Below are 18,699 nucleotides of genomic sequence, written 5' to 3' on the forward strand. Positions count from 1 at the left end.
CGGGGCGGTGGGGTGCTTCGAGCGGTCCGCTAGTTGACGACCGCCAGGACGTCACGCGACGACAGGACCAGGTAGTCCTCGCCGTTGTACTTGATCTCGGTGCCGCCGTACTTCGAGAAGATGACGACATCGCCGACGGAGACGTCGACGGGGATGCGGTTCCCCTTGTCGTCGACCCGGCCGGGGCCCACCGCGAGGACCTTGCCCTCCTGCGGCTTCTCCTTGGCGGTGTCGGGGATGACGATGCCGGACGCGGTCGTGGTCTCGGCCTCAGAGGCCTGCACCACGAGCTTGTCCTCGAGCGGCTTGATGTTCACGCTCGCCACGGGATGACCTCCACGATCTGGGGTCCAGCTGGTTCTGGTTTGGATGACGGGCCCCGGAGCCGACCCGCCGTCGCGGGTGCCGAGCCGGCTCCGATGCCGTTCGATTGGCACTCTAGCGCTGCGAGTGCCAATCCATCAACGACGGGGGCGTGCGGCGCGGCGCATGGTGTGCGCGTCCGCCCCGCTCGCGTAGTACCGCGGCCGGGTGCCCACCACCTCGAAGCCCTCGGAGCGGTAGAGCGCGAGCGCGGGCACGTTGTCGGTGCGCACCTCGAGGAAGGTGACCGCGCCGATCGCGTCGGCCCGGTCGAGCAGGCCGAGCAACAGCCGGCGGCCGACCCCGTGGCCCTGCACCGACGGCTCGACCCCGATCGTGTGCACCTCGGCCTCCGCCGGCTCGCGGGAGAACGCCGGGGCGGGCAGCAGGGCGATCCCGGCGTACCCGACGAGGTCCTCGGCCCGGCGGGCGGCGAGGTACGGGTAGCCGGCGTGCAGCTCGGCGCGGAAGGCCGCGGCGTTCCACGGGTCGTCCCCGGGGAACAGCGCGGCCTCGAGACGGGCGCAGGCCAGGGCGTCGTCGAGTGTCAGGTCGTCGACGACGATGGCGTCGCCCGCCGCGTCGGGCCCGGACTCCACGGGATCCTCAGGCGCGTCGCCGCGGCCGCCGCAGCCGCGGGCGCCGCGACGTCGACCCGACGTCCTGGGGTCGCAGCCGGCGCAGCACCTGGCTGCGGTGGGTGCAGCGGCGCAGCAGCTCGAGCAGTGCCGCGTCGAACTCGGAGGGCTGCTCGAGCATCGCCATGTGCCCGGCGCCCTCCAGCCGAAGCAGCTCCGCGCGCGGCAGTTCCGCCGCGATCACCTCGGAGTGCGAGTACGGGATCATCACGTCCTTCGTGCCCGCCGCGACCAGCACCTCGCACTGCGAGAGGCCGCGCAGCGCGGCCTTCCGGTCGTGGGTGGAGAGGGTGTTCGCGAAGGACGTGATGGCGTCGAGCGGGGTCTCGGCGATCACCCGGGCCACGAGGTCGGCGATCGCGGGGTCGGTGTTGCGGTCCCCGAACGAGAAGCGCGCGATGGCCGCCCACATCGCGTTGCCGCCGAGCCGGCGGACGCGGTCCACGGTCTGCGGGCGCCAGTGCGCGAGCCGGCCGACGACGTTGACCGCCGGGTTGCGGTGGGAGAGCACGGCGCGCTGCAGGCCGACGGTGCCGACGTCGCCGGCCGAGGTGCTGACCAGCGCGACCCCGAGCACCCGGTCCCGGAACAGCGCCGGGTGCCGCTCGGCCAGGGCCATGATCGTCATGCCGCCCATGGAGTGGCCGACGAGCACGAGCGGCCCGTCCGGGGCCACGGTCCGCACGACGGTGTCGAGGTCGGCGCCGAGCTGCGCGATCGTGCACGACCGCGCCGGGCACTGGCCCGAGCGCCCGTGCCGGCGCTGGTCGTAGACGACGACCCGCACGGCCGGGTCGGTGAGCTCGGCGAGCATGCGGCGCTGGAAGTGCCAGCAGCGGCGGTCCTGGCAGAAGCCGTGCACGAGGACCACGGTGAGCTCGGGCTCCACGCCCGGGGTCACCGGTTCGATCTCCTCGACGGCGAGCCGGGTGCCGTCGTCGGCCGCCACGGACGACTCGCGACCCCTCGGCAGCAGGCCCAGCTCGGAGGGGTGCGCGGCCTCGGACTCCTCCAGCTCGGCCCGGGTGCGCACCACCCGCGAGCGGGCCACGCCCGCCCCGACGGCGCCCGCCGCGGCGGCACCGCCGAGCACCGTGCCGGCGATGGCACCGATGATGCCGCCGGTGTGCCGTCGTTCGTCGCCGCTCATGCCCCGCTCGCGTCTCCGGACCCGCCCAGGAGCCCCGACTCCGCCGTCGCCATAGGTGGCCTTGTACCACGTCCGCGCCGTGTTCACCCCGAGTGTTGCGTGCGTGACCCCTCGGGAACACCCCGTGTGACCCGTCGCAACCGGGGTCGGCCGCCGACCCCGGTGACGATCTCGTAGTGGATGGTGCCCAGCAGATCGGCCCATTCGGCGGCCGTCGGGAGCCCGCCGTCGGCGGCATCGCGGCCGTCGCCCGGACCGAACAGCACGACCTCGTCACCCTCGGCGACCCCGTGGGGCTCGTCGGCGGGCCCGAGGTCGACCACGACCTGGTCCATGCAGACCCGCCCGACGACGGGCCGGCGGATCCCGCCGATCGCGACGGCGAGGCGCCCGGTGGCCCCGAGCGACCGCGGCACCCCGTCGGCGTACCCGGCCGGGACGAGGGCGAGGGCCCGGCGCCCCGGCGTCGTCCAGGTGTGGCCGTAGGAGACGCCCTCCCCCGCGGCCACCGTCTTCACCAGCGCGACCCGGCTGCGCAGCGTCATCGCCGGGCGCAGGTCGTGCCCCGATCCGCCGTCGACCGGGTCGAGCCCGTATACGGCGACGCCGGGGCGGACGAGGTCGCGGTGCAGGTCGGGCCGGGTCAGCGTGGCCGCCGAGTTCGCCAGGTGGGTGAGCAGCGGCCGGCCGAGGCGGGCGGTGGTCGCGCGGTGGGCGTCGTCGAGGCGGGCGGCCTGACGGTCCAGCGTGGGGTGGGTCGGGGCGTCCGCGTGCGCGAGGTGGGACCACACCGCGACCGGCTCGACGACCCCCTCGTCGGCCAGGCCCGCGACCGCGTCGACCAGCGCGCCCCAGTCCTCCGGCGGGCAGCCGTTGCGGGAGAGCCCGGTGTCGATCTTCAGGTGGACGCGGGCGGGCCGGCCCGCGGACCGGGCGGCACCCGCCGCGGCGGCGAGGTCCCGCGGTGAGGCGATCCCCAGGTCGACCCCGGTGGCGACCGCCCCCGCCATGTCCTCGTCGGGGACGTGCAGCCAGGACAGCAGCGGGGCGGTGATCGCGGCGGCACGCAGCTCGGCGGCCTCCTCGAGGGTGCACACGCCGAGCCACGTGGCGCCCGCGTCGAGCGCCGCGCGGGCGACCTCGACGGCGCCGTGCCCGTAGCCGTCGGCCTTGACCACGACCATCGTCGACGCCCCCGAGCCCCCGGCGAGCCCGGCCAGCAGCGAGACGTTGTGCCGCACGGCGTCCAGGTCGACGACGACCTCGATGCGGGCGCTCATCGGCCCGCGCCCGTCGTGGTGAGGGCCGCCGCGCGCACCGTCCGGATCGCGTCGGGGATGCCCGCCTGGACGTGCGAGGCCGGCAACGGGGCGCCGGGCGTGCCAGGAGTGCCTGCGCCGAGGTCGGCCGCCCGGGCGTGGACGAACGCCGCCGCGCCCGCCGCCCGGAACGGCTCGAGGCCCGCGGCGAGCAGAGCGCCCGCGATCCCGGACAGGACGTCGCCGGAACCCGCCGTGGCCAGCCAGGAGCTGCCCGCGGGATGGACCAGGACGCGGCCGTCCGGGGCGGCCACGACGGTCGCGTTGCCCTTGAGGAGCACGGTGACCCCGAGCGCGGCGGCGGCCCGGCGGGCGGCGTCGACGCGGTCGGGCGCGGGATCGGGCGGGTCGTCGAGGTCGGCGACGAGGCGCGCGAACTCACCGGCGTGCGGGGTGACCAGGGTCGGGACGCGGGCGGCCTGCGTGCGGAGATCGGCGTGCGCGCCGAGCAACGTGACCGCGTCGGCGTCGGCGAGGACCGGGACGCCCGCGTCGAGGACGTGGCGCAGCGTGGCGGCGCCGTCGTCGCCGGTACCCAGGCCGGGGCCGACCGCCCAGGCCTGCACCCGCCCGGCGTCGGCGACGTGGTCGGTGGCGACCACCTCGGGCCAGGCCGCGCGGACCTCGTCGGCGGCGCTGCCCGCGTAACGGACCATGCCGCTCGTGGCCAGGCACGCCGCGCCGCTCGCGAGCACCGCGGCGCCCGGGTAGGTGGCGCTGCCGGCGGCGACGCCCACGACGCCCTGGGTGTACTTGTCGTCGCCCGGTCCCGGGACGGGCCACGCGGCGCCCACGTCGGCGGCCTCGAGGACGGTGATCGGGGGCTCGGACAGCTCGGGGCCGAGGCCGATGTCGACGAAGGACACCGGGCCGCAGCGGTCGCGGGCGAGCACGTGGACCGGCTTGCGGGCCCCGAAGGTCACGGTCTCCGCGGCGGTGACGGCGGCCGGGCCGTCGTCGGTCGCCTCCGGGACGGTGCCGGTCCGCGGGTCGACGCCGCTCGGGGTGTCGATCGCGAGGATCGGGACGCCGGCGGCCTCGGTCGCGCCGACCAGCCGGGGGGCCGGGGCCCGCAGGCCGCCACGGGCGGAGGTCCCGACGATCGCGTCGAGGACCAGGTGGGCCCGCTCGACCGCGGGCACGGCATCGTCGGGATCGGTGACGATGCGCGCGCTCCAGGAGCGCAGCGCCTCGAGGCCGGCCGGGTGGGCGCGGTCCGGGCTGAGCAGGACCGCGGTGACCCTGACCCCGCGCCGGGACAGGTACGCGCCGGCCCAGAGCCCGTCCCCGCCGTTGTTGCCCGCGCCGACGAGGACGACGACGCGGCGGCCGGTCACCCCGCCGGCCCGCTCGGTCAGCATCCGCATCGCGACCTGGGCGGCGCCGTACGCGGCACGGCGCATCAGCGCGCCCTCGGGCGTGCGGGCCAGCACCGGCTCCTCCGCCGTGCCGACCTGCTCGGGCGTCCAGACGCCGTACACGGTGGCTCCTATTCGACGGTCACGGACTTCGCCAGGTTGCGCGGTTTGTCGACGTCGTAACCCCGGGCCCGCGCGACCTCGGCGGAGAACACCTGCAGCGGCACCGACGCGACCAGCGGCTGGATGAGCGTCGGCACGGCCGGCATCTCGATCAGCACGCTCGCGAACGGGCGCACCGTCTCGTCCCCCGCCTCGGCGATGACGATCGTGCGCGCCCCGCGGGCCTGGATCTCGCGGATGTTCGAGAGCAGCTTCGCGTGCAGCGTCGCCCGGCCCCGCGGCGAGGGCATCACGACGACGACAGGCAGGTCCTGCTCGATCAGCGCGATCGGCCCGTGCTTGAGCTCGCCCGCCGCGAACCCCTCGGCGTGCATGTAGGCGAGCTCCTTGAGCTTGAGCGCGCCCTCGAGGGCCACCGGGTAGCCCACGTGGCGACCGAGGAAGAGCACCGCCTTCGACTCCGCGAGCTCGCGGGCCAGCTCCCGCGTCGGCTCGACGGCCGTCGCGAGGACCTCCTTCACCGCGTCCGCCGACGCGACGAGCTGGTGGTACTCGCGCTCGACCTCGTCGGCGTACTTCGTGCCGCGGTTCTGGGCGAGCGCGAGCCCGACGAGGTAGCAGGCGACGACCTGGCTCGTGAAGGTCTTGGTCGCGGCGACCCCGACCTCCGGGCCGGCGTGGGTGTAGAGCACCGCGTCGGACTCGCGCGGGATCTGGGCGCCGTTGGTGTTGCAGATCGCCAGCACCCGGGCCCGCTGCTCGCGGGCGTGGCGCACCGCCTCGAGGGTGTCGGCGGTCTCGCCGGACTGCGAGATCGCGACGACGAGGGTGGAGCGGTCGAGCACCGGGTCGCGGTAGCGGAACTCGCTGGCCACCTCGACCTCGACCGGGATGCGGCACCAGTGCTCGATCGCGTACTTCGCGAGCAGCCCGGCGTGGTACGCGGTGCCGCAGGCCACGACGAAGACCTTGTCGATGTCGCGCAGCTCCTGGTCGGAGAGGCGCTGCTCGTCGAGCACGATCCGGCCGTCGACGAGGTGCCCGCGCAGGGTGTCCGCCAGCGCCGCGGGCTGCTCCTCGATCTCCTTCTGCATGAAGAAGTCGTGGCCGCCCTTCTCGGCGGCGGCGATGTCCCAGTCGACGTGGAAGGGCCGGGTGGGGGCGAGGTCGCCGTGGAAGTCGGTGACGACGGCGCCCTCGCGCGTCAGCGTGACGATCTGGTCCTGGCCCAGCTCGACCGCGTCGCGGGTGTGGTCGATGAACGCCGCGACGTCGGAGGCGACGAAGGTCTCGCCGTCGCCGATCCCCACCACGAGCGGCGACGACCGCCGCGCGGCGACGATCTCGTCGGGCCGGTCGGCGTGGGTGAACACGAGCGTGAACGCGCCCTCGAGACGGTTCACGACATGGCGGACCGCGGTCGTGAACCCGGCGGAGTCGTCGTCGGGGCCCAGCTCGTCGAGCGCGCGGGCCACCAGGTGGGCGGCGACCTCGGTGTCGGTGTCGCTCTCGAGCTCGACGCCGTCGGCCTCGAGCTCGGCGCGCAGGGCCGCGAAGTTCTCGATGATCCCGTTGTGGATGACCGCGACCCGGCCGCTCGCGTCCCGGTGCGGGTGGGCGTTGCGGTCGGTCGGCGGGCCGTGCGTGGCCCAGCGGGTGTGGCCCATCCCGGTACGGGCGGTGACGCCCTCGGGCTCGGGCTCGGCGTCCGTGACGCGCACCAGATTGTCGAGCGGTCCCGCCGCCCGGTGCACGTCGACGACGTCCGAGCCGGGGGTCACCGTCGCGATGCCCGCCGAGTCGTACCCCCGGTACTCGAGCCGCCGCAGACCGCCCAGCAGGACGTCGCGCGCCGGCCGCCAGCCCACGTACCCCACGATGCCGCACACGGGCTCCGAGAATAGGCGGGGCGCGATCGGGGACCGGCGGCCCCGTGGGTGACACAGCCGTCAGCAGCGTGTTCCGGCAGGCCAGCCGGGGTGCCCATGCACTACGGTCCGGCGCCATGGCCAGCGCGAAGCAGATCGTCTCCGAGCTCGGGCGCCCGGGGCCGTACCCGGTGCTGCGCGGTGAACTGGCGCTCGTCGGCCTGCCCGGCACGGTGTTCACCCCCACCTCCGGCGAGGGGCTGCCCGCGGTCGCGTTCGGGCACGACTGGCTGAACCCGGCGTCGCGCTACCTCGGCCTGCTCCGCCACCTGGCGTCGTGGGGGATCGTCGCCGCCGCCCCGGACACCGAGCGCGGCCCGTTCGCCTCGCACCGCCGGCTCGCCACCGATCTGCGGACCGCCCTCGACGTCTGCTCGTCGGTCCGCCTCGGCGGCACCGCGCGGGGCGCCGCCGTGAGCGTCGACCCCCGCCGGCTCGGACTCGCCGGGCACGGCATGGGCGCCGGCGCGGCCGTGCTCGCGGCGAGCGTGACCGCCCACGACACCCGGGTGCAGGCCGTCGGCGACCCCTACTGGACCTCCGGCTCCGACCTCACCGTGGAGGCCGTCGCGACGATCGCGCTCTCCGAGTCGCGGCCGCCCGCCCAGGACGCCGCGCGGGCCGTGCACGTCCCCGGGATGCACGTCGCGTTCGGCAAGGACCTCGTCGCGCCGCCGGCAGCGGGCGCGCAGCCCGTCGCCGCCGCGTGGGCGGGCCCGTCGGTGCTGCGGACGCTGAAGAAGGCGTCCCACCTGGGCATCGTCGAGGGGAAGCACTGGAGCGACCTCGTCCTCGACGGCAAGCCGGAGCCGGCGACCAACACGACGGTCCGCGCGCTGCTCACCGGCTTCCTGCTCCACCACCTGGCCGGCGAGAAGCGCTACGCCGACGTCGTCGACGGCTCGGTCAAGGGCACCGACGTCCGGGTCTACCGCGAGTCGTCCACGGTCTGAACGATGCCGAGCCCGGGGCCGGGCGGGTCGTCGTCGGGATCGGGGTCGTCGTCCGGCACGTCCCCGGTCAGCGGGCCGAGCGCGGCGAGGATCTCCGGGAGCGCGAGCAGCTCCGGCGGCAGGGCGCCCGCGACGGGGTCGTCGACGGGCTCGTCGGCGCCGTCGTCCCCCGAGAGCCGGCGCAGTACGCCGATCCGCTCGGCGAGATCCCGCCAGGTGGCGGCGATCGCCCGGTCGGTCCGGTCGGCGGCGCCGAGGTAGGTGTGCAGCCGGGCGTCGAGGTCGGCCGCCCAGGTGCGGGCGGCGGCCGTGTCGGTGCCCGCCGGCGGGACGGGGAGCTCAGCGGCGAGCTCCTCGGCCGCCTCGGCGCGGGCGGTGACGTCGTCCGCGACGGCGAGGCCCGCCCCCTCGACGGTCTCCGCGGTCTCCTCGAGCAGCGTCACGATCTCGTGGGCGGCGCGGCCGAGGGAGACCACGCGGTCGGCGACCTCCTCGGCGGAGGGCCCCGACCAGCGCTCCCACAGCGTGCCCGCCTCCTCGGCCAGCGCGCGGTGGCGGGCGCGGACCCGCTCCGCCGCCGCGCGCAGGTCGTCGGCGCCCGCGGCGAGAGCCGCGAACCGCACCCCGGTCTGGGCGGTGTGACGGCGGCGCAGCCCCTCGGCGTCGACCGGCGGGGCCGGGAGGCCGGCCGGACCGGCGAGGGCGACGCGCGCGGGGAGCACCGCCACGACGGTCTCGACGGCGTCGTCCGCCGCCGCGAGCAGGGTGTCGGAGTCGGCGGCGCCGAGGTCGGCCAGTCGCCGGGCCGGGGGCACGGCGCGCAGCCCGGCCGCGCCGCCCCTCGAACGGTGCCCCGGACGCCGTGTCACGCGGCTCAGCGTCCTCCCTCCGCACCCGCGGATCCACACCGGGCCACGAGCGGACCCGGCCCGGTCAGCGGATGGTCGCGACGAGCCCGGCGAGACGGTCGGCGACGTCGCGGGCGACGTCCTCGGTCGGCGCCTCGACCATGACCCGCACCAACTGCTCGGTGCCCGAGGGGCGCAGCAGCACCCGTCCCCGGCCGGCCAGCGCCTCCTCCTCGGCCGCGACCGCCTCGGCCACCTCCGTGGAGGTACCGACCGCGGCCTTGTCGTGGACCGGCACGTTGACCAGGACCTGGGGCAGCCGCTGCACCACCCCGGCCAGCTCGGCCAGCGACCGTCCGTCGGCCGCCATCCGGGCCATGATCCGCAGGCCGGTGAGCAGGCCGTCGCCGGTGGTGGCGTGGGCGGGGAGGACGACGTGGCCGGACTGCTCGCCGCCGAGCGAGAACGCCCCGGCGCGCAGTTCCTCGAGCACGTAGCGGTCGCCGACGGCGGTGGTCCGGACGGTGATCCCGGCCTCCTGCATGGCGAGGTGCAGGCCGAGGTTGCTCATCACCGTGGTGACGAGGGTGTCCGCGGCGAGCTCGCCCGCCTCGCGCATCGCCGTCGCGAGGACGGCGAGGATCTGGTCGCCGTCGACGACGGTGCCGTCCGCGGCCACCGCGAGGCACCGGTCGGCGTCGCCGTCGTGGGCGATCCCGAGGTCCGCGCCGTGCGCGACGACCGCCTTGCAGAGGCCGTCGAGGTGGGTGGAGCCGACACCCTCGTTGATGTTCCAGCCGTTCGGCTCGGCGGCCAGGGCGGTGACGCGGGCCCCGGCGCGCTCGTAGGCGCGGGGCGCGGCGAGCGACGCGGCGCCGTGCGCGCAGTCGACCACGACGTGCAGGCCGTCCAGCCGGTGCGGCGTGGCCTCGAGCAGGTGCTCGAGGTAGATCGCCAGCGCGTCCGGCACGTCGGTGACCCGGCCGATGTCGTGGCCGGTCGGTCGCTCGCCGGGCTGCGGGGGACGGGAGGCGTGCGCCTCGATCTCGTCCTCGACGGCGTCGGGGAGCTTGTGCCCACCGGCGGCGAACAGCTTGATGCCGTTGTCGGGCATCGCGTTGTGGGACGCCGAGATCATGACGCCCAGGTCAGCCTCGAGAACCCCGGTGAGGAACGCGACGGCCGGGGTCGGCAGCACGCCGAGCCGCCGGACGTCCGCGCCCGCGGCCGACAGGCCGGCGCAGACGGCCGCCTCGAGCATCTCCCCGCTGGCGCGCGGGTCCCGCCCGACGAGGGCCAACGGCCGCGCCGACGCACCGCCGCCCGCGCGCTCGACGAGCACGCGGGCGGCGGCGGACGCGACCGTGAGCGCCAGCTCGGGCGACAGGTCGGCGTTCGCGAGGCCGCGGACGCCGTCGGTCCCGAACAGGCGCCCCATCAGCGCTTCGAGTACTGCGGAGCCTTCCGGGCCTTCTTGAGGCCGTACTTCTTGCGCTCCGTGGCCCGGGGGTCACGAGTGAGGAAGCCGGCCTTCTTCAGGCCCGGACGGTCCTCCGGGTCAACCAGGGTGAGGGCACGCGCGATCGCGAGCCGCAGCGCGCCGGCCTGTCCGGACGTCCCGCCACCGGTGAGGTTCGCGTAGATGTCGAACTGCTCGGTGCGCTCGGTCGTCACCAGCGGCTCACGGATGAGCTGCTGGTGGACCTTGTTCGGGAAGTAGTCGTCGAAGGCCTTGCCGTTCATCGTCAGCTTGCCGTTGCCCGGCACGAGCCTGACCCGGACGATGGCCTTCTTGCGACGACCGACCGTCTGGATCGGGCGGTCGATCGTGGCGAAGACCGGGGCCGGGGCCTCGCCGAAGACCTCGGCGCCCAGCTCGTCGTCGCTCTCGGAGGCCTCGGCGTCCAGGCCCGCGGCGGGGATGTCCGCCGCCTCGGCGAGCGACTGACCGCCCTCGGGGGCCTCGGAGCTGATCTCGTAGTCGTCGTTCTCGACGCTCGGGTCGTCGGGGGTGGTCACTGGCTCACCTGTCGAATCTCGTACGGCACGGGCTTCTGGGCGGCGTGCGGGTGCTCGGGGCCGGCGTAGACCTTGAGCTTCGACGCCATGGCCCGTCCCAGCCGGTTGTGCGGGAGCATGCCCTTCACGGCCTTCTCGACGAGACGGCTCGGGAAGCGGTCCAGCTCCTCACCCACCGAGCGGGCACGCAGGCCGCCCGGGAAACCGCTGTGGTGGTAGACGAACCGGTCGTCACGCTTGTTGCCGGACAGGGCGACCTTCTCGGCGTTCACGATCACCACGAAGTCACCGCTGTCCATGTGCGGCGCGTACGAGGGCTTGTGCTTGCCCCGCAGCAGCTGCGCCGTCTGGCTCGCGAGTCGACCGAGGACGACGTCGGAGGCGTCGATGACGTGCCAGGCGCGGTCGATGTCGCCGGGCTTCGGACTGAACGTGCGCACGGAGCTACCTCGTCACGGTCATACTGGTCTGCGGTACGTCACGGGGACACGGGCGCGGTGGACTGTCCCCAACGGTCGAGTTCCGCGCTGCATCTCCGTCGCGGCGTGCATTCACCGCGCAACGACTCTCCAGGTTACGCGGTGACCCGGGAGCACCCGGCACCCACCCCCGAGGCGTGCTCAGGCGTAGCGCATCGCATTCTGCGCCTCGGTGGCGCGGTAGAGCTGCTCGGCCTGCCCTAGCCGTCCGCCGATCTGGCTCAGTACCTGCGTCAGGTCGGCCATCGCGGTGTCGATCTCGTGCTGGCGGGCCTGGTACTGCTCCGCGGCCGCGCCGGTCCAGTCGGCCACGAGCGGTGCCAGCTGACGTTTCAGGTCGTCCAGCCGGCCCTGGATCTGGGTGGCGGTGGTGGTCACGCTCTGCTGGGCGGCGGTCAGCTCGCCGAAGGTCACGCGGATCTCGTCCACGGTGCGGGTCCTCTCGTGGGATGGGTGGCCAGGTCTCAGGTCAGGTCAGGGCCTGGCTGATCTGCGAGGTGGACGAGGCGATCTCGTCCTCGGCGGCGCGGTAGGTCACGCCCGAGGCCTGGACGGACTCGCCGATCGACTGCAGCGCGGCGTTGATGCGCCGGGCGTCGTCGTTCCACCGCGCCATCAGCTGGTGGAACGCGACCGAGGCGTCGCCGCGCCAGGTGCCCTCCAGCGGCGCCAGCTGGGCCCGCAGCTGCCCGAGCTGCGCCGTGATCTGGTCGCGGACCTCGAACACGTGCTGGCCCGCGGACTGCATGACCTGGGTCTGGGTCCCGAACTGTCCGGCCACCGGCCGCTCCCCTCTTCGAACGCCGCGCCCGTCCGTCGCGGTTCGGTCGAACAGTGACACCCGATCCGCGCGCGTGGTGGTCGTTTCGGTGAAGTCGCGCGGAGATCCCGCGGGTCGGTTTCGCCAGGGGCACATCACGCCGCGCCCGGTGCCGCCGAGCCTGCCCCAGGTGCTCCTGATCATGGAGCAGGCCGCCGCGGGCGCCACCCCCTGACGCCTCCTCGTCGAGGGGCACATCACGCAGCGCTGGGTGTCGGCGCGCCTGCCCCAGGTGCTCCTGATCATGGAGCCGGCCTCGCGACGACCCGGCCCCCGCGCCGAGGGGCACATCGCGCAGCGCGCCGTGCCGCCGAGCCTGCCCCAGGTGCTCCTGATCATGGAGCAGGCCGCCCCGAGCCCGGCGAGCTCAGGGCGGGCTGCGCAGCGTCGACACCACGCGCGCACAGGCCGCGATCACCGTGTCGCGCCCGGGGTCGTCGTGCCGGCACCCGACCGAGAGCTGGGTCGCCCCGGCGAAGACGACGACCCACTCGACGGTCGTGCCCGGCGCGGCGACCTGGCGGTAGGTCGCCACCTGGCGCCCGCCGAAGGTGGTGTCCGGCTGCAGGTCGGACACCCCGCCACCGGCTGTGCGGGCGGCCTCGAACCCGGCGAGCAGCTGGGCCCGCGCACCGGCCGGGTCCGGGGAGGCGAGCGCGCTCTCCTGGACGGCGATCAGGTTGGGGCCCCGCGGCTGGTCGACCGGCCGGATGCGGCTGCGACGGGAGGCGGCGTCGGTGCCGTCGGGGACCCAGCCGGCCGGCAGTTCGTAGGCGTGCGAGAAGGCGGAGACCACCGTCGGCGGCGCCGCGGTCGCCGCCCCACCGCCCCCGCCACGCAGCCCGGCGACGACGAGCACCAGCACCACGACGGCCGCCGTCGCCGCGGCGACCACGGCGGCCCGGCGCCGCGGCGACCAGCGCGCGGCCCCACCGGGCGTCTCGGTCCGGACCAGCGCCCGCGAGGCCGGCACCAGCGGATGGGCGATGCGCCGGGTCGGCCCGTCGGGGTCCGAGGCCACCGCGACCGGATGGACCCCGGGGCCCGGCGACCGGAGTGGAGGCACGGGGGCGGTCGGTCCGGTGGTGAGGGCGGGCGGGGTCGACGACGGTGGGCGCGGCACGGTCGACTCGGTGTCCCGGGTCGGGAAGGACCGCGCCTGCTCCGTGGACGGCGGCCGCGCACCCCGGAATGTCGTGGCGGGACCCGGCCGGGCGGGCGGCACGGGCCGCGGCCAGTCGGGCAGCAGCGGCAGTCCCCCGGTCCGCGGACCACCCGGTCCGGCAGCCGCGGCCCCGGCGGATGCCGGTCCGGCGATGCCCGGCCCCGGCGTCCCCGTCCCGAAGGCTCCCGCGCCGGACACGCCCGCCCCCACCACCCCCGTCGACGACACACCAGCCCCGGGCCACGCCGATCCCCCACGTGCCGCCACGGCCGTGGACGGCCCCGCAACGCCGTTCGCACCCGCCCCGCCCGACCTCGACGCGACGGCCAGCAGCGCCCCGCGGGCGACCACCGTCCGCGGCTCCGGCGGCACCACCGGCGGGACCCCGAGCTCGCGGTGCACCAGCGTCCCCAGCAGCGGCGTGCGCGCGAGGCCGCCGACCAGCCGCAGCCCGGCGAGCGAGACCGCATCGACCCCGGCGTCGTCGAGGGTCGCGGCGAGCAGCGCGACGAGCGCCTCGCACGGCCCGCGCAGCAGGTCCTCGAGCTCGCCGCGCGAGCACCAGGCCGACGTCGCGCCGCCGGGCAGCGGGATCTCGGCCTGCTCGGCGTCGGAGAGCCGTTCGCGCGCGGCCCGCACGTCCTCGACGAGGACCTGCCGGTGGCGCCGGTCGGGCAGCGTCGCGCCGGCGACGACCTCGCGGACCCGGTCCGCGCCGGGCGCTCCCGCGGGCAGCGTCGCGAGGACCTCGCTGAGCAGCTGCTCGTCCGCGTCGTCCCCGCCGAAGTCGCCGGAATCCCGTGCCGCGAGCACCACCGATCCGGAGACCACCGCCGCCCGCGCGGTCCGGGTCCCGACGTCGAGCACCGCGACCGGACCGTCCGCCGCGCCGCCGGGGCGCATCCATGCAGCGTGGGCGGCGACCGCGAGCGGCTCGGGCAGCAGCACCAGCTCGGCCCCGAGCCCCGCGCCGGCCCGGCGCAGCACCTCGCGCCGGGACGTGCCCCACGACGCCGGGTGGGTCAGCACCAGCCGCGCGGGGCGAGCACCGCGCAGGGCGGGCGCCGCGCGGTCCACGGTGGCCGCGAGCACGGCGCCGAGCGCCTCCCCGACCCCGACGACGCGCGTGCCCAGCAGCAGCGAGCCCTCGGCGACGTGCCGGCGCGGGGCGGGCTCGAGCCGGGACGGATCCGCGGCGGCCCGACGGCGGGCCTCCCGCCCAGTCAGCAGCGCCTCGCCGTCGTCGGGCGCGAGCACCGCGGCGGACTCGAGCGCGAGCTCGGTGACCTCGCCGCCGTCGTCGACCGCGGCCGCGACGCCGTACTCACCGAGGTCGACCGCGACGGTCGGGCCGGTCACGAGGCACCGTCCGAGGGCTCACGAGCCCGGATCGGCGTCTCCGGATCCCGCCACGCCAGCTGCACGAGGGTCTCGCCGTGGCGGCGGGTGACCAGCACCGCCCGGCCCGGCGGACGGGGGCCCGGGCGGGCCGTCCCGACCAGCGGCCCCTCCTCGCGACTGCCGTGGCCGACCAGGCCCGGCGTCGCGAGCTCCCGCAGCCGGGTGAGCAGCGGCTCGAACATCGCCCGCGCGGAGCCGCCCGCCCGGCGCGCGACCACGAGGTGCAGCCCGACGTCCTTGGCCTGGGCCAGCAGGTCGACCAGCGGGGCGAGCGGGTTGCCCGAGGGCGCGGCGACGAGGTCGTAGTCGTCGACGAGCAGGAACACCTCCGGCCCGGTCCACCACGAGCGGGCGCGCAGCTGCTCCGGGGTGACGTCGGGCCCGGGCAGGCGCCGCCGCAGCGAGGCCACCAGGTCGGTGACCGCCGCGGTCAGCGCCTCGGCGGAGGAGGTGTAGCTGATGAGGTGCTCGGAGTCGACGGCGCCGAGCAGCCCGCGCCGGTAGTCGACGATCATCAGCCGCGCCTGTTCCGGGGTGTGGCGCGTCACGATCTGGTGGGCGAGCAGGCGCAGCAGCGCGGTCTTGCCGGACTCGCCGTCGGCGTAGACGACGAGGTGCGGGTCGGCGGAGGTGTCGAGCAGGACCGGCGCGAGCCGGTCCTCGTCGACCCCGATCGGCAGGAGGTGACGCTCGCCGTCGTCGGGCCCGGGCAGCGTCCCCACCTCGACCCGCTCCGGCAGCAGCCGCACCGGCGGCACGGCCGCCCCGTCCCACGCTGCCGCCACCGCCGGAACGAGATCCGCCCCCGGCACCGCGACCAGCACGTGATGGCGGTCGGGGGACAGCCCGCGCCCCGGGTGGCCCGCCGGGACCGTGGCCGCCACCCGCCGGTCGACCTCGGACTCGCCCGGGTCGCCGAGGCGCAGCTCCACGCGGGTGCCGAGGAGGTCCTTGAGCGCCGGGCGCAGCTCGGCCCAGCGGCTCACCGCGATGGCGACGTGCACGCCGTAGGACAGGCCCGCCGTCGCGAGCGTGATGATCGTCGACTCCAGCGCCTCGTGGTCGGCGCGGAACGCGTGCCAGCCGTCGATGACGAGCACGACGTCGCCGAGGTGGTCGGACCCCGCGGGCAGCTCCCCCCGACGACGCCGCGCCCGCAGGTCGGCCGCGGAGGTGATGCCGTGCTCGCGGAACCAGCGCTCCCGCCCGGCCAGCAGCGCCGCGACCTCGGCGACCACCCGGCGCACCAGGTCGGTGTCGCCCCGCCCGGCGACGGTGCCCACGTGCGGCAGGGCCGCGAGCCCGCCGAGTGTCCCGCCGCCGAGGTCGACGACATGGAACGCGAGCTCGGCCGGGGTGTGGGTGAGCGCGGCCGCGGTGACGAGCGCCCGCAGCGTCGTCGACTTCCCCGACTGCGGGCCGCCGGCGACGACGACGTGCCCGGCCGCCCCGGAGAGGTCGGCCCAGAGCAGGTCCCGGCGCTGCTCGTAGGGCCGGTCGACGAGGCCGAGGGGCAGGTGCAGCGTGCCGTTGGTGGGGAAGCCGGGCGCGCTCCGACCGCGGTCGGGGGTCTCGATCAGCGGCGGGAGCAGCGCCTCGAGCGCGATCGGGCCCTCGAGCGGCGGCAGCCAGACCTCGTGGGCGGGCGGGCCGGCCTCGCGCAGCCGCTCGACGACCGCGTCGAGCACGCTCGGGACCCGGGGCTCGTCGTCGGGATCCACGACGACGTCCGCCCCGTCACCGGCCGCGGGCAGCGCGGGCGGCAGGTCGACCCAGCCGCCGTGGAACGGGCGCGGCGGACGGGTGGGACGGCGCGCGTCGAGCCCGGTCAGCGGCGGCGGGCGCAACGGCTCGCGGCGCCGGTGCGGGCCGGAGACGTAGCCCGCGGTGAACCGCACCATCGTCGAGGTGTCCGAGCGCAGGTAGCCGACGCCGGGCACCGACGGCAGCGACGCCGCGTCCGGCACCCCGAGCACCGCGCGGGAGTCCGCGGCGGAGAACGTCCGCAGCCCGATGCGGTACGACAGGTGCGAGTCCAGCCCGCGCAGCCGCCCCTCGTCGAGACGCTGCGAGGCGAGCAGCAGGTGGATCTGCAGCGAGCGTCCGAGCCGGCCGATCGCGGTGAACAGGTCGGCGAGGTCCGGCTTCTGGTGCAGCAGCTCGGAGAACTCGTCGACGACGACGAACAGCGCCGGCAGCGGCTCGAGGTCGGCCCCGCGCTCCCGGGCGCGCTCGTAGTCGGCGACGGATCCGAGGTTCCCGGCCGAGCGCAGCAGCTCCTGGCGACGGTTCATCTCGCCGGCGAGGGCGTCCTGCATGCGGTCGACGAGCCCGAGGTCGTCGGCGAGGTTGGTGATCACCGCGGCCACGTGCGGCGCCTCGGACAGCCCGGCGAAGGTGGCGCCGCCCTTGAAGTCGACCAGCACCAGGTTCAGCGCCGCCGACGAGTGCGTGGTGACGAGCCCGAGGACCAGTGTGCGCAGCAGCTCCGACTTGCCGGACCCGGTCGCGCCGACGCAGAGCCCGTGCGGGCCCATCCCCTCCTGCGCGGCCTCCTTGAGGTCGAGCTCGACCGGCTCGCCGTCCTCGCCGATCCCGAACGGCACCCGCAGCCGCTCGCGGGCCGCACGGGGCCGCCAGGCGGCGGCGACGTCGAAGGTGTCGGGGTCGCCGGGCACGCCGAGCAGCTCGAGCAGGCCCGGCGTCGACGGTCCGGCCTCGTCGCGCGCGGCGCCCGGCGTGCGACAGGGCGCGAGCCGGCGGGCCAGCGCCTCGGCCTCGGCCCCGGAGAGCCCGTCCGGCCGGCCGAACCACTCGACGCCGGCGGCGCCCGCGGCCCCGACCCGCACCTCCGGGTCGTCCTCCACGACGAGGCGCAGCCCGCGCCGTCCCACGAGGCTCTCCAGCGCCCCGTCGAGATCGATCAGCGTGACTCCGGCCAGCCCGTCCTCGACGAGCGCGCGGTCGCCGTCGTCGCCTGCCGTCCCCTCGACGACCGCCTCGTCGAGCACGACGACGACGTGGGCCGCACCGGCGGGGACGCCGGCGCCGCGGGTGAACCGGGGGCGGTCGGCGAGCTCGGGAGCCAGCCAGGCCTGCACCGTCGCCAGCGAGGCGGCGATCATCCGCATCGGCCCGGCGCCGTCGGCGATGCGCGGGTGCGCGACGTGCGGCAGCCACTTGCACCACTCCCACGCCGAGCGCCCCTCACCGCTCGCCGCGACCGCGAGCAGCAGGTCGTCCGGGCCGTGGAAGGTGACCAGCTGGCCGACCAGCGCCCGGACCAGCGCGCGGCGGCGCTCCCGGTCCGCGCCGGTCACGCCGACGGCCGCGAAGGCCCGCAGCGACACCGCCGTCGGGAGGGCCTCGACGACGGAGTGGGTGCGGACGAAGCGGCGCAGCGCCACCGTCGTCACCGGCTCCAGGTCCTCGACCGGGCCGGTCTGCGGCGGGACCAGCGCGGTCGCGAGCCGCTGCGCGCCACGGCCTACCCGCACGTGCGCGAAGTCCGGGTCGCCGGGGCGCCGCTCCCAGGTGCGCGCGCCGCGGGCCAGGGTCACCAGCGCGTCCGGGTCCGGGTGGGTCCACTCCAGGCTGGCCCGCTGCTCGCCGGCGACATCGCGGGCGCGGCGGCGGATCTGGGCGAGGTAGCGCAGGTAGTCGGCGCGCTCGGCGTCGGACTCGGCGCGCCGCTGCGCACCGCCGCGGGAGAAGCCCCCGGCGACCATGCCCAGCGTCGACAGCGCGATCATGCCCCCGAACAGCCACGACGTCGGGTTGTCGATCCCGATGACGACGACGAACCCGACGGACGCCAGCAGCATGACCAGCGGCAGCAGACGCTGCAGCACACCCGCCGGCGCGATGCGTGGCTCGGCGGGCGGGGCCTCGAGCGGGATCTCGCCCGCCGGCATCACCGGGGCGGGCGTGCGCGGCCCGCGGCGGACGACCTGCGTGCCCACGCCCCTCCTCCCGGCCGCTCGGGGGACCAGCCCATCATGCCCGGCGGGGCAGCGCACCGGATCTTCCTCGTTCGCCCTCTGCGTGGCGCCTCCGGAGGTCATACTAGGGAGCCGATCAGCCGATGGGGCACGATCGGCGCAGGTCGTCCGCGTTCCCGCCGGGCGGTCGGGGG

At 76.2% G+C, this 18,699-nt stretch carries 15 protein-coding genes; 1 reads left to right on the forward strand and 14 read right to left on the reverse strand.

Annotation, left to right across the window (positions count from 1 at the left end; all coding sequences use genetic code 11):
• Positions 1-29: 29 nt before the first annotated feature.
• The 6 genes from groES to glmS form a co-directional block, all read right to left on the reverse strand.
• A complete protein-coding gene (groES, locus tag LQ327_RS03710) occupies positions 30-326 on the reverse strand; it encodes a co-chaperone GroES (RefSeq protein WP_230730198.1) in 297 nt (98 codons plus the stop codon).
• Positions 327-461: 135 nt separating this feature from the next.
• The gene (gene rimI, locus LQ327_RS03715) at positions 462-962 is read right to left on the reverse strand and encodes a ribosomal protein S18-alanine N-acetyltransferase (RefSeq protein WP_372460596.1); all 501 of its coding nucleotides are present in this window, start codon (positions 960-962) and stop codon (positions 462-464) included.
• Between the two features lie 7 nt (positions 963-969).
• Positions 970-2,151: an alpha/beta fold hydrolase gene (locus LQ327_RS03720; protein ID WP_230730199.1), complete on the reverse strand. Its 1,182-nt coding sequence runs from the start codon at positions 2,149-2,151 to the stop codon at positions 970-972.
• An 83-nt stretch (positions 2,152-2,234) separates the two neighbouring features.
• Positions 2,235-3,431 (reverse strand): alanine racemase, encoded by a 1,197-nt coding sequence (alr, locus tag LQ327_RS03725; RefSeq protein WP_230730200.1) that lies wholly within the window; start codon positions 3,429-3,431, stop codon positions 2,235-2,237.
• The gene (locus tag LQ327_RS03730) at positions 3,428-4,951 is read right to left on the reverse strand and encodes an NAD(P)H-hydrate dehydratase (RefSeq protein WP_230730201.1); all 1,524 of its coding nucleotides are present in this window, start codon (positions 4,949-4,951) and stop codon (positions 3,428-3,430) included. The genes alr and LQ327_RS03730 overlap by 4 nt, the downstream gene beginning before the upstream one ends.
• A gap of 8 nt (positions 4,952-4,959) precedes the next feature.
• A complete protein-coding gene (gene glmS / locus LQ327_RS03735) occupies positions 4,960-6,840 on the reverse strand; it encodes a glutamine--fructose-6-phosphate transaminase (isomerizing) (RefSeq protein WP_230730202.1) in 1,881 nt (626 codons plus the stop codon).
• A gap of 116 nt (positions 6,841-6,956) precedes the next feature.
• Here glmS and LQ327_RS03740 point away from each other — a divergent pair, with 116 nt between their 5' ends.
• Positions 6,957-7,832 (forward strand): dienelactone hydrolase family protein, encoded by an 876-nt coding sequence (locus LQ327_RS03740; protein WP_230730203.1) that lies wholly within the window; start codon positions 6,957-6,959, stop codon positions 7,830-7,832.
• Here the strand turns inward: LQ327_RS03740 and LQ327_RS03745 are convergent.
• From LQ327_RS03745 to eccCa, 8 genes are all read right to left on the reverse strand, one after another.
• Complete coding sequence (locus LQ327_RS03745; RefSeq protein WP_230730204.1) at positions 7,808-8,701, reverse strand: WXG100 family type VII secretion target; 894 nt, start codon at positions 8,699-8,701, stop codon at positions 7,808-7,810. The two genes, LQ327_RS03740 and LQ327_RS03745, sit on opposite strands and share 25 nt — an antisense overlap.
• A gap of 64 nt (positions 8,702-8,765) precedes the next feature.
• Positions 8,766-10,118 (reverse strand): phosphoglucosamine mutase, encoded by a 1,353-nt coding sequence (gene glmM, locus LQ327_RS03750; RefSeq protein WP_230730205.1) that lies wholly within the window; start codon positions 10,116-10,118, stop codon positions 8,766-8,768.
• The gene (rpsI, locus tag LQ327_RS03755; protein WP_230730206.1) at positions 10,118-10,699 is read right to left on the reverse strand and encodes a 30S ribosomal protein S9; all 582 of its coding nucleotides are present in this window, start codon (positions 10,697-10,699) and stop codon (positions 10,118-10,120) included. The genes glmM and rpsI overlap by 1 nt, the downstream gene beginning before the upstream one ends.
• Entirely contained in the window at positions 10,696-11,139 is a 444-nt protein-coding gene (gene rplM / locus LQ327_RS03760; RefSeq protein ID WP_230730207.1) for a 50S ribosomal protein L13, read from the reverse strand. Before rplM ends, rpsI begins: the two co-directional genes overlap by 4 nt.
• Positions 11,140-11,319: 180 nt before the next feature.
• Complete coding sequence (locus LQ327_RS03765; RefSeq protein WP_230730208.1) at positions 11,320-11,607, reverse strand: WXG100 family type VII secretion target; 288 nt, start codon at positions 11,605-11,607, stop codon at positions 11,320-11,322.
• 40 nt (positions 11,608-11,647) lie between these two features.
• Positions 11,648-11,959: a WXG100 family type VII secretion target gene (locus LQ327_RS03770; protein WP_230730209.1), complete on the reverse strand. Its 312-nt coding sequence runs from the start codon at positions 11,957-11,959 to the stop codon at positions 11,648-11,650.
• 406 nt (positions 11,960-12,365) lie between these two features.
• On the reverse strand, positions 12,366-14,522 hold the full coding sequence (locus tag LQ327_RS33630) for a type VII secretion-associated protein (RefSeq protein WP_308286242.1): 2,157 nt from the start codon (positions 14,520-14,522) through the stop codon (positions 12,366-12,368).
• Positions 14,519-18,526: a type VII secretion protein EccCa gene (gene eccCa, locus LQ327_RS03790; RefSeq protein ID WP_372460597.1), complete on the reverse strand. Its 4,008-nt coding sequence runs from the start codon at positions 18,524-18,526 to the stop codon at positions 14,519-14,521. The genes LQ327_RS33630 and eccCa overlap by 4 nt, the downstream gene beginning before the upstream one ends.
• Positions 18,527-18,699: the final 173 nt, after the last annotated feature.

The sequence above is a fragment of the Actinomycetospora endophytica genome (assembly GCF_021026375.1).
In the GTDB taxonomy this organism is placed as follows: Bacteria; Actinomycetota; Actinomycetes; order Mycobacteriales; family Pseudonocardiaceae; genus Actinomycetospora; species Actinomycetospora endophytica.

What these genes read in the sequence shown, in the direction of transcription:
- LQ327_RS03740 (WP_230730203.1), top strand. Translation starts at nt 6,957, where the DNA reads ATGGCCAGCGCGAAGCAGATCGTCTCCGAGCTCGGGCGCCCGGGGCCG.
- alr (WP_230730200.1), bottom strand. Translation starts at nt 3,431, where the DNA reads ATGAGCGCCCGCATCGAGGTCGTCGTCGACCTGGACGCCGTGCGGCAC.
- LQ327_RS03720 (WP_230730199.1), bottom strand. Translation starts at nt 2,151, where the DNA reads ATGAGCGGCGACGAACGACGGCACACCGGCGGCATCATCGGTGCCATC.
- glmM (WP_230730205.1), bottom strand. Translation starts at nt 10,118, where the DNA reads ATGGGGCGCCTGTTCGGGACCGACGGCGTCCGCGGCCTCGCGAACGCC.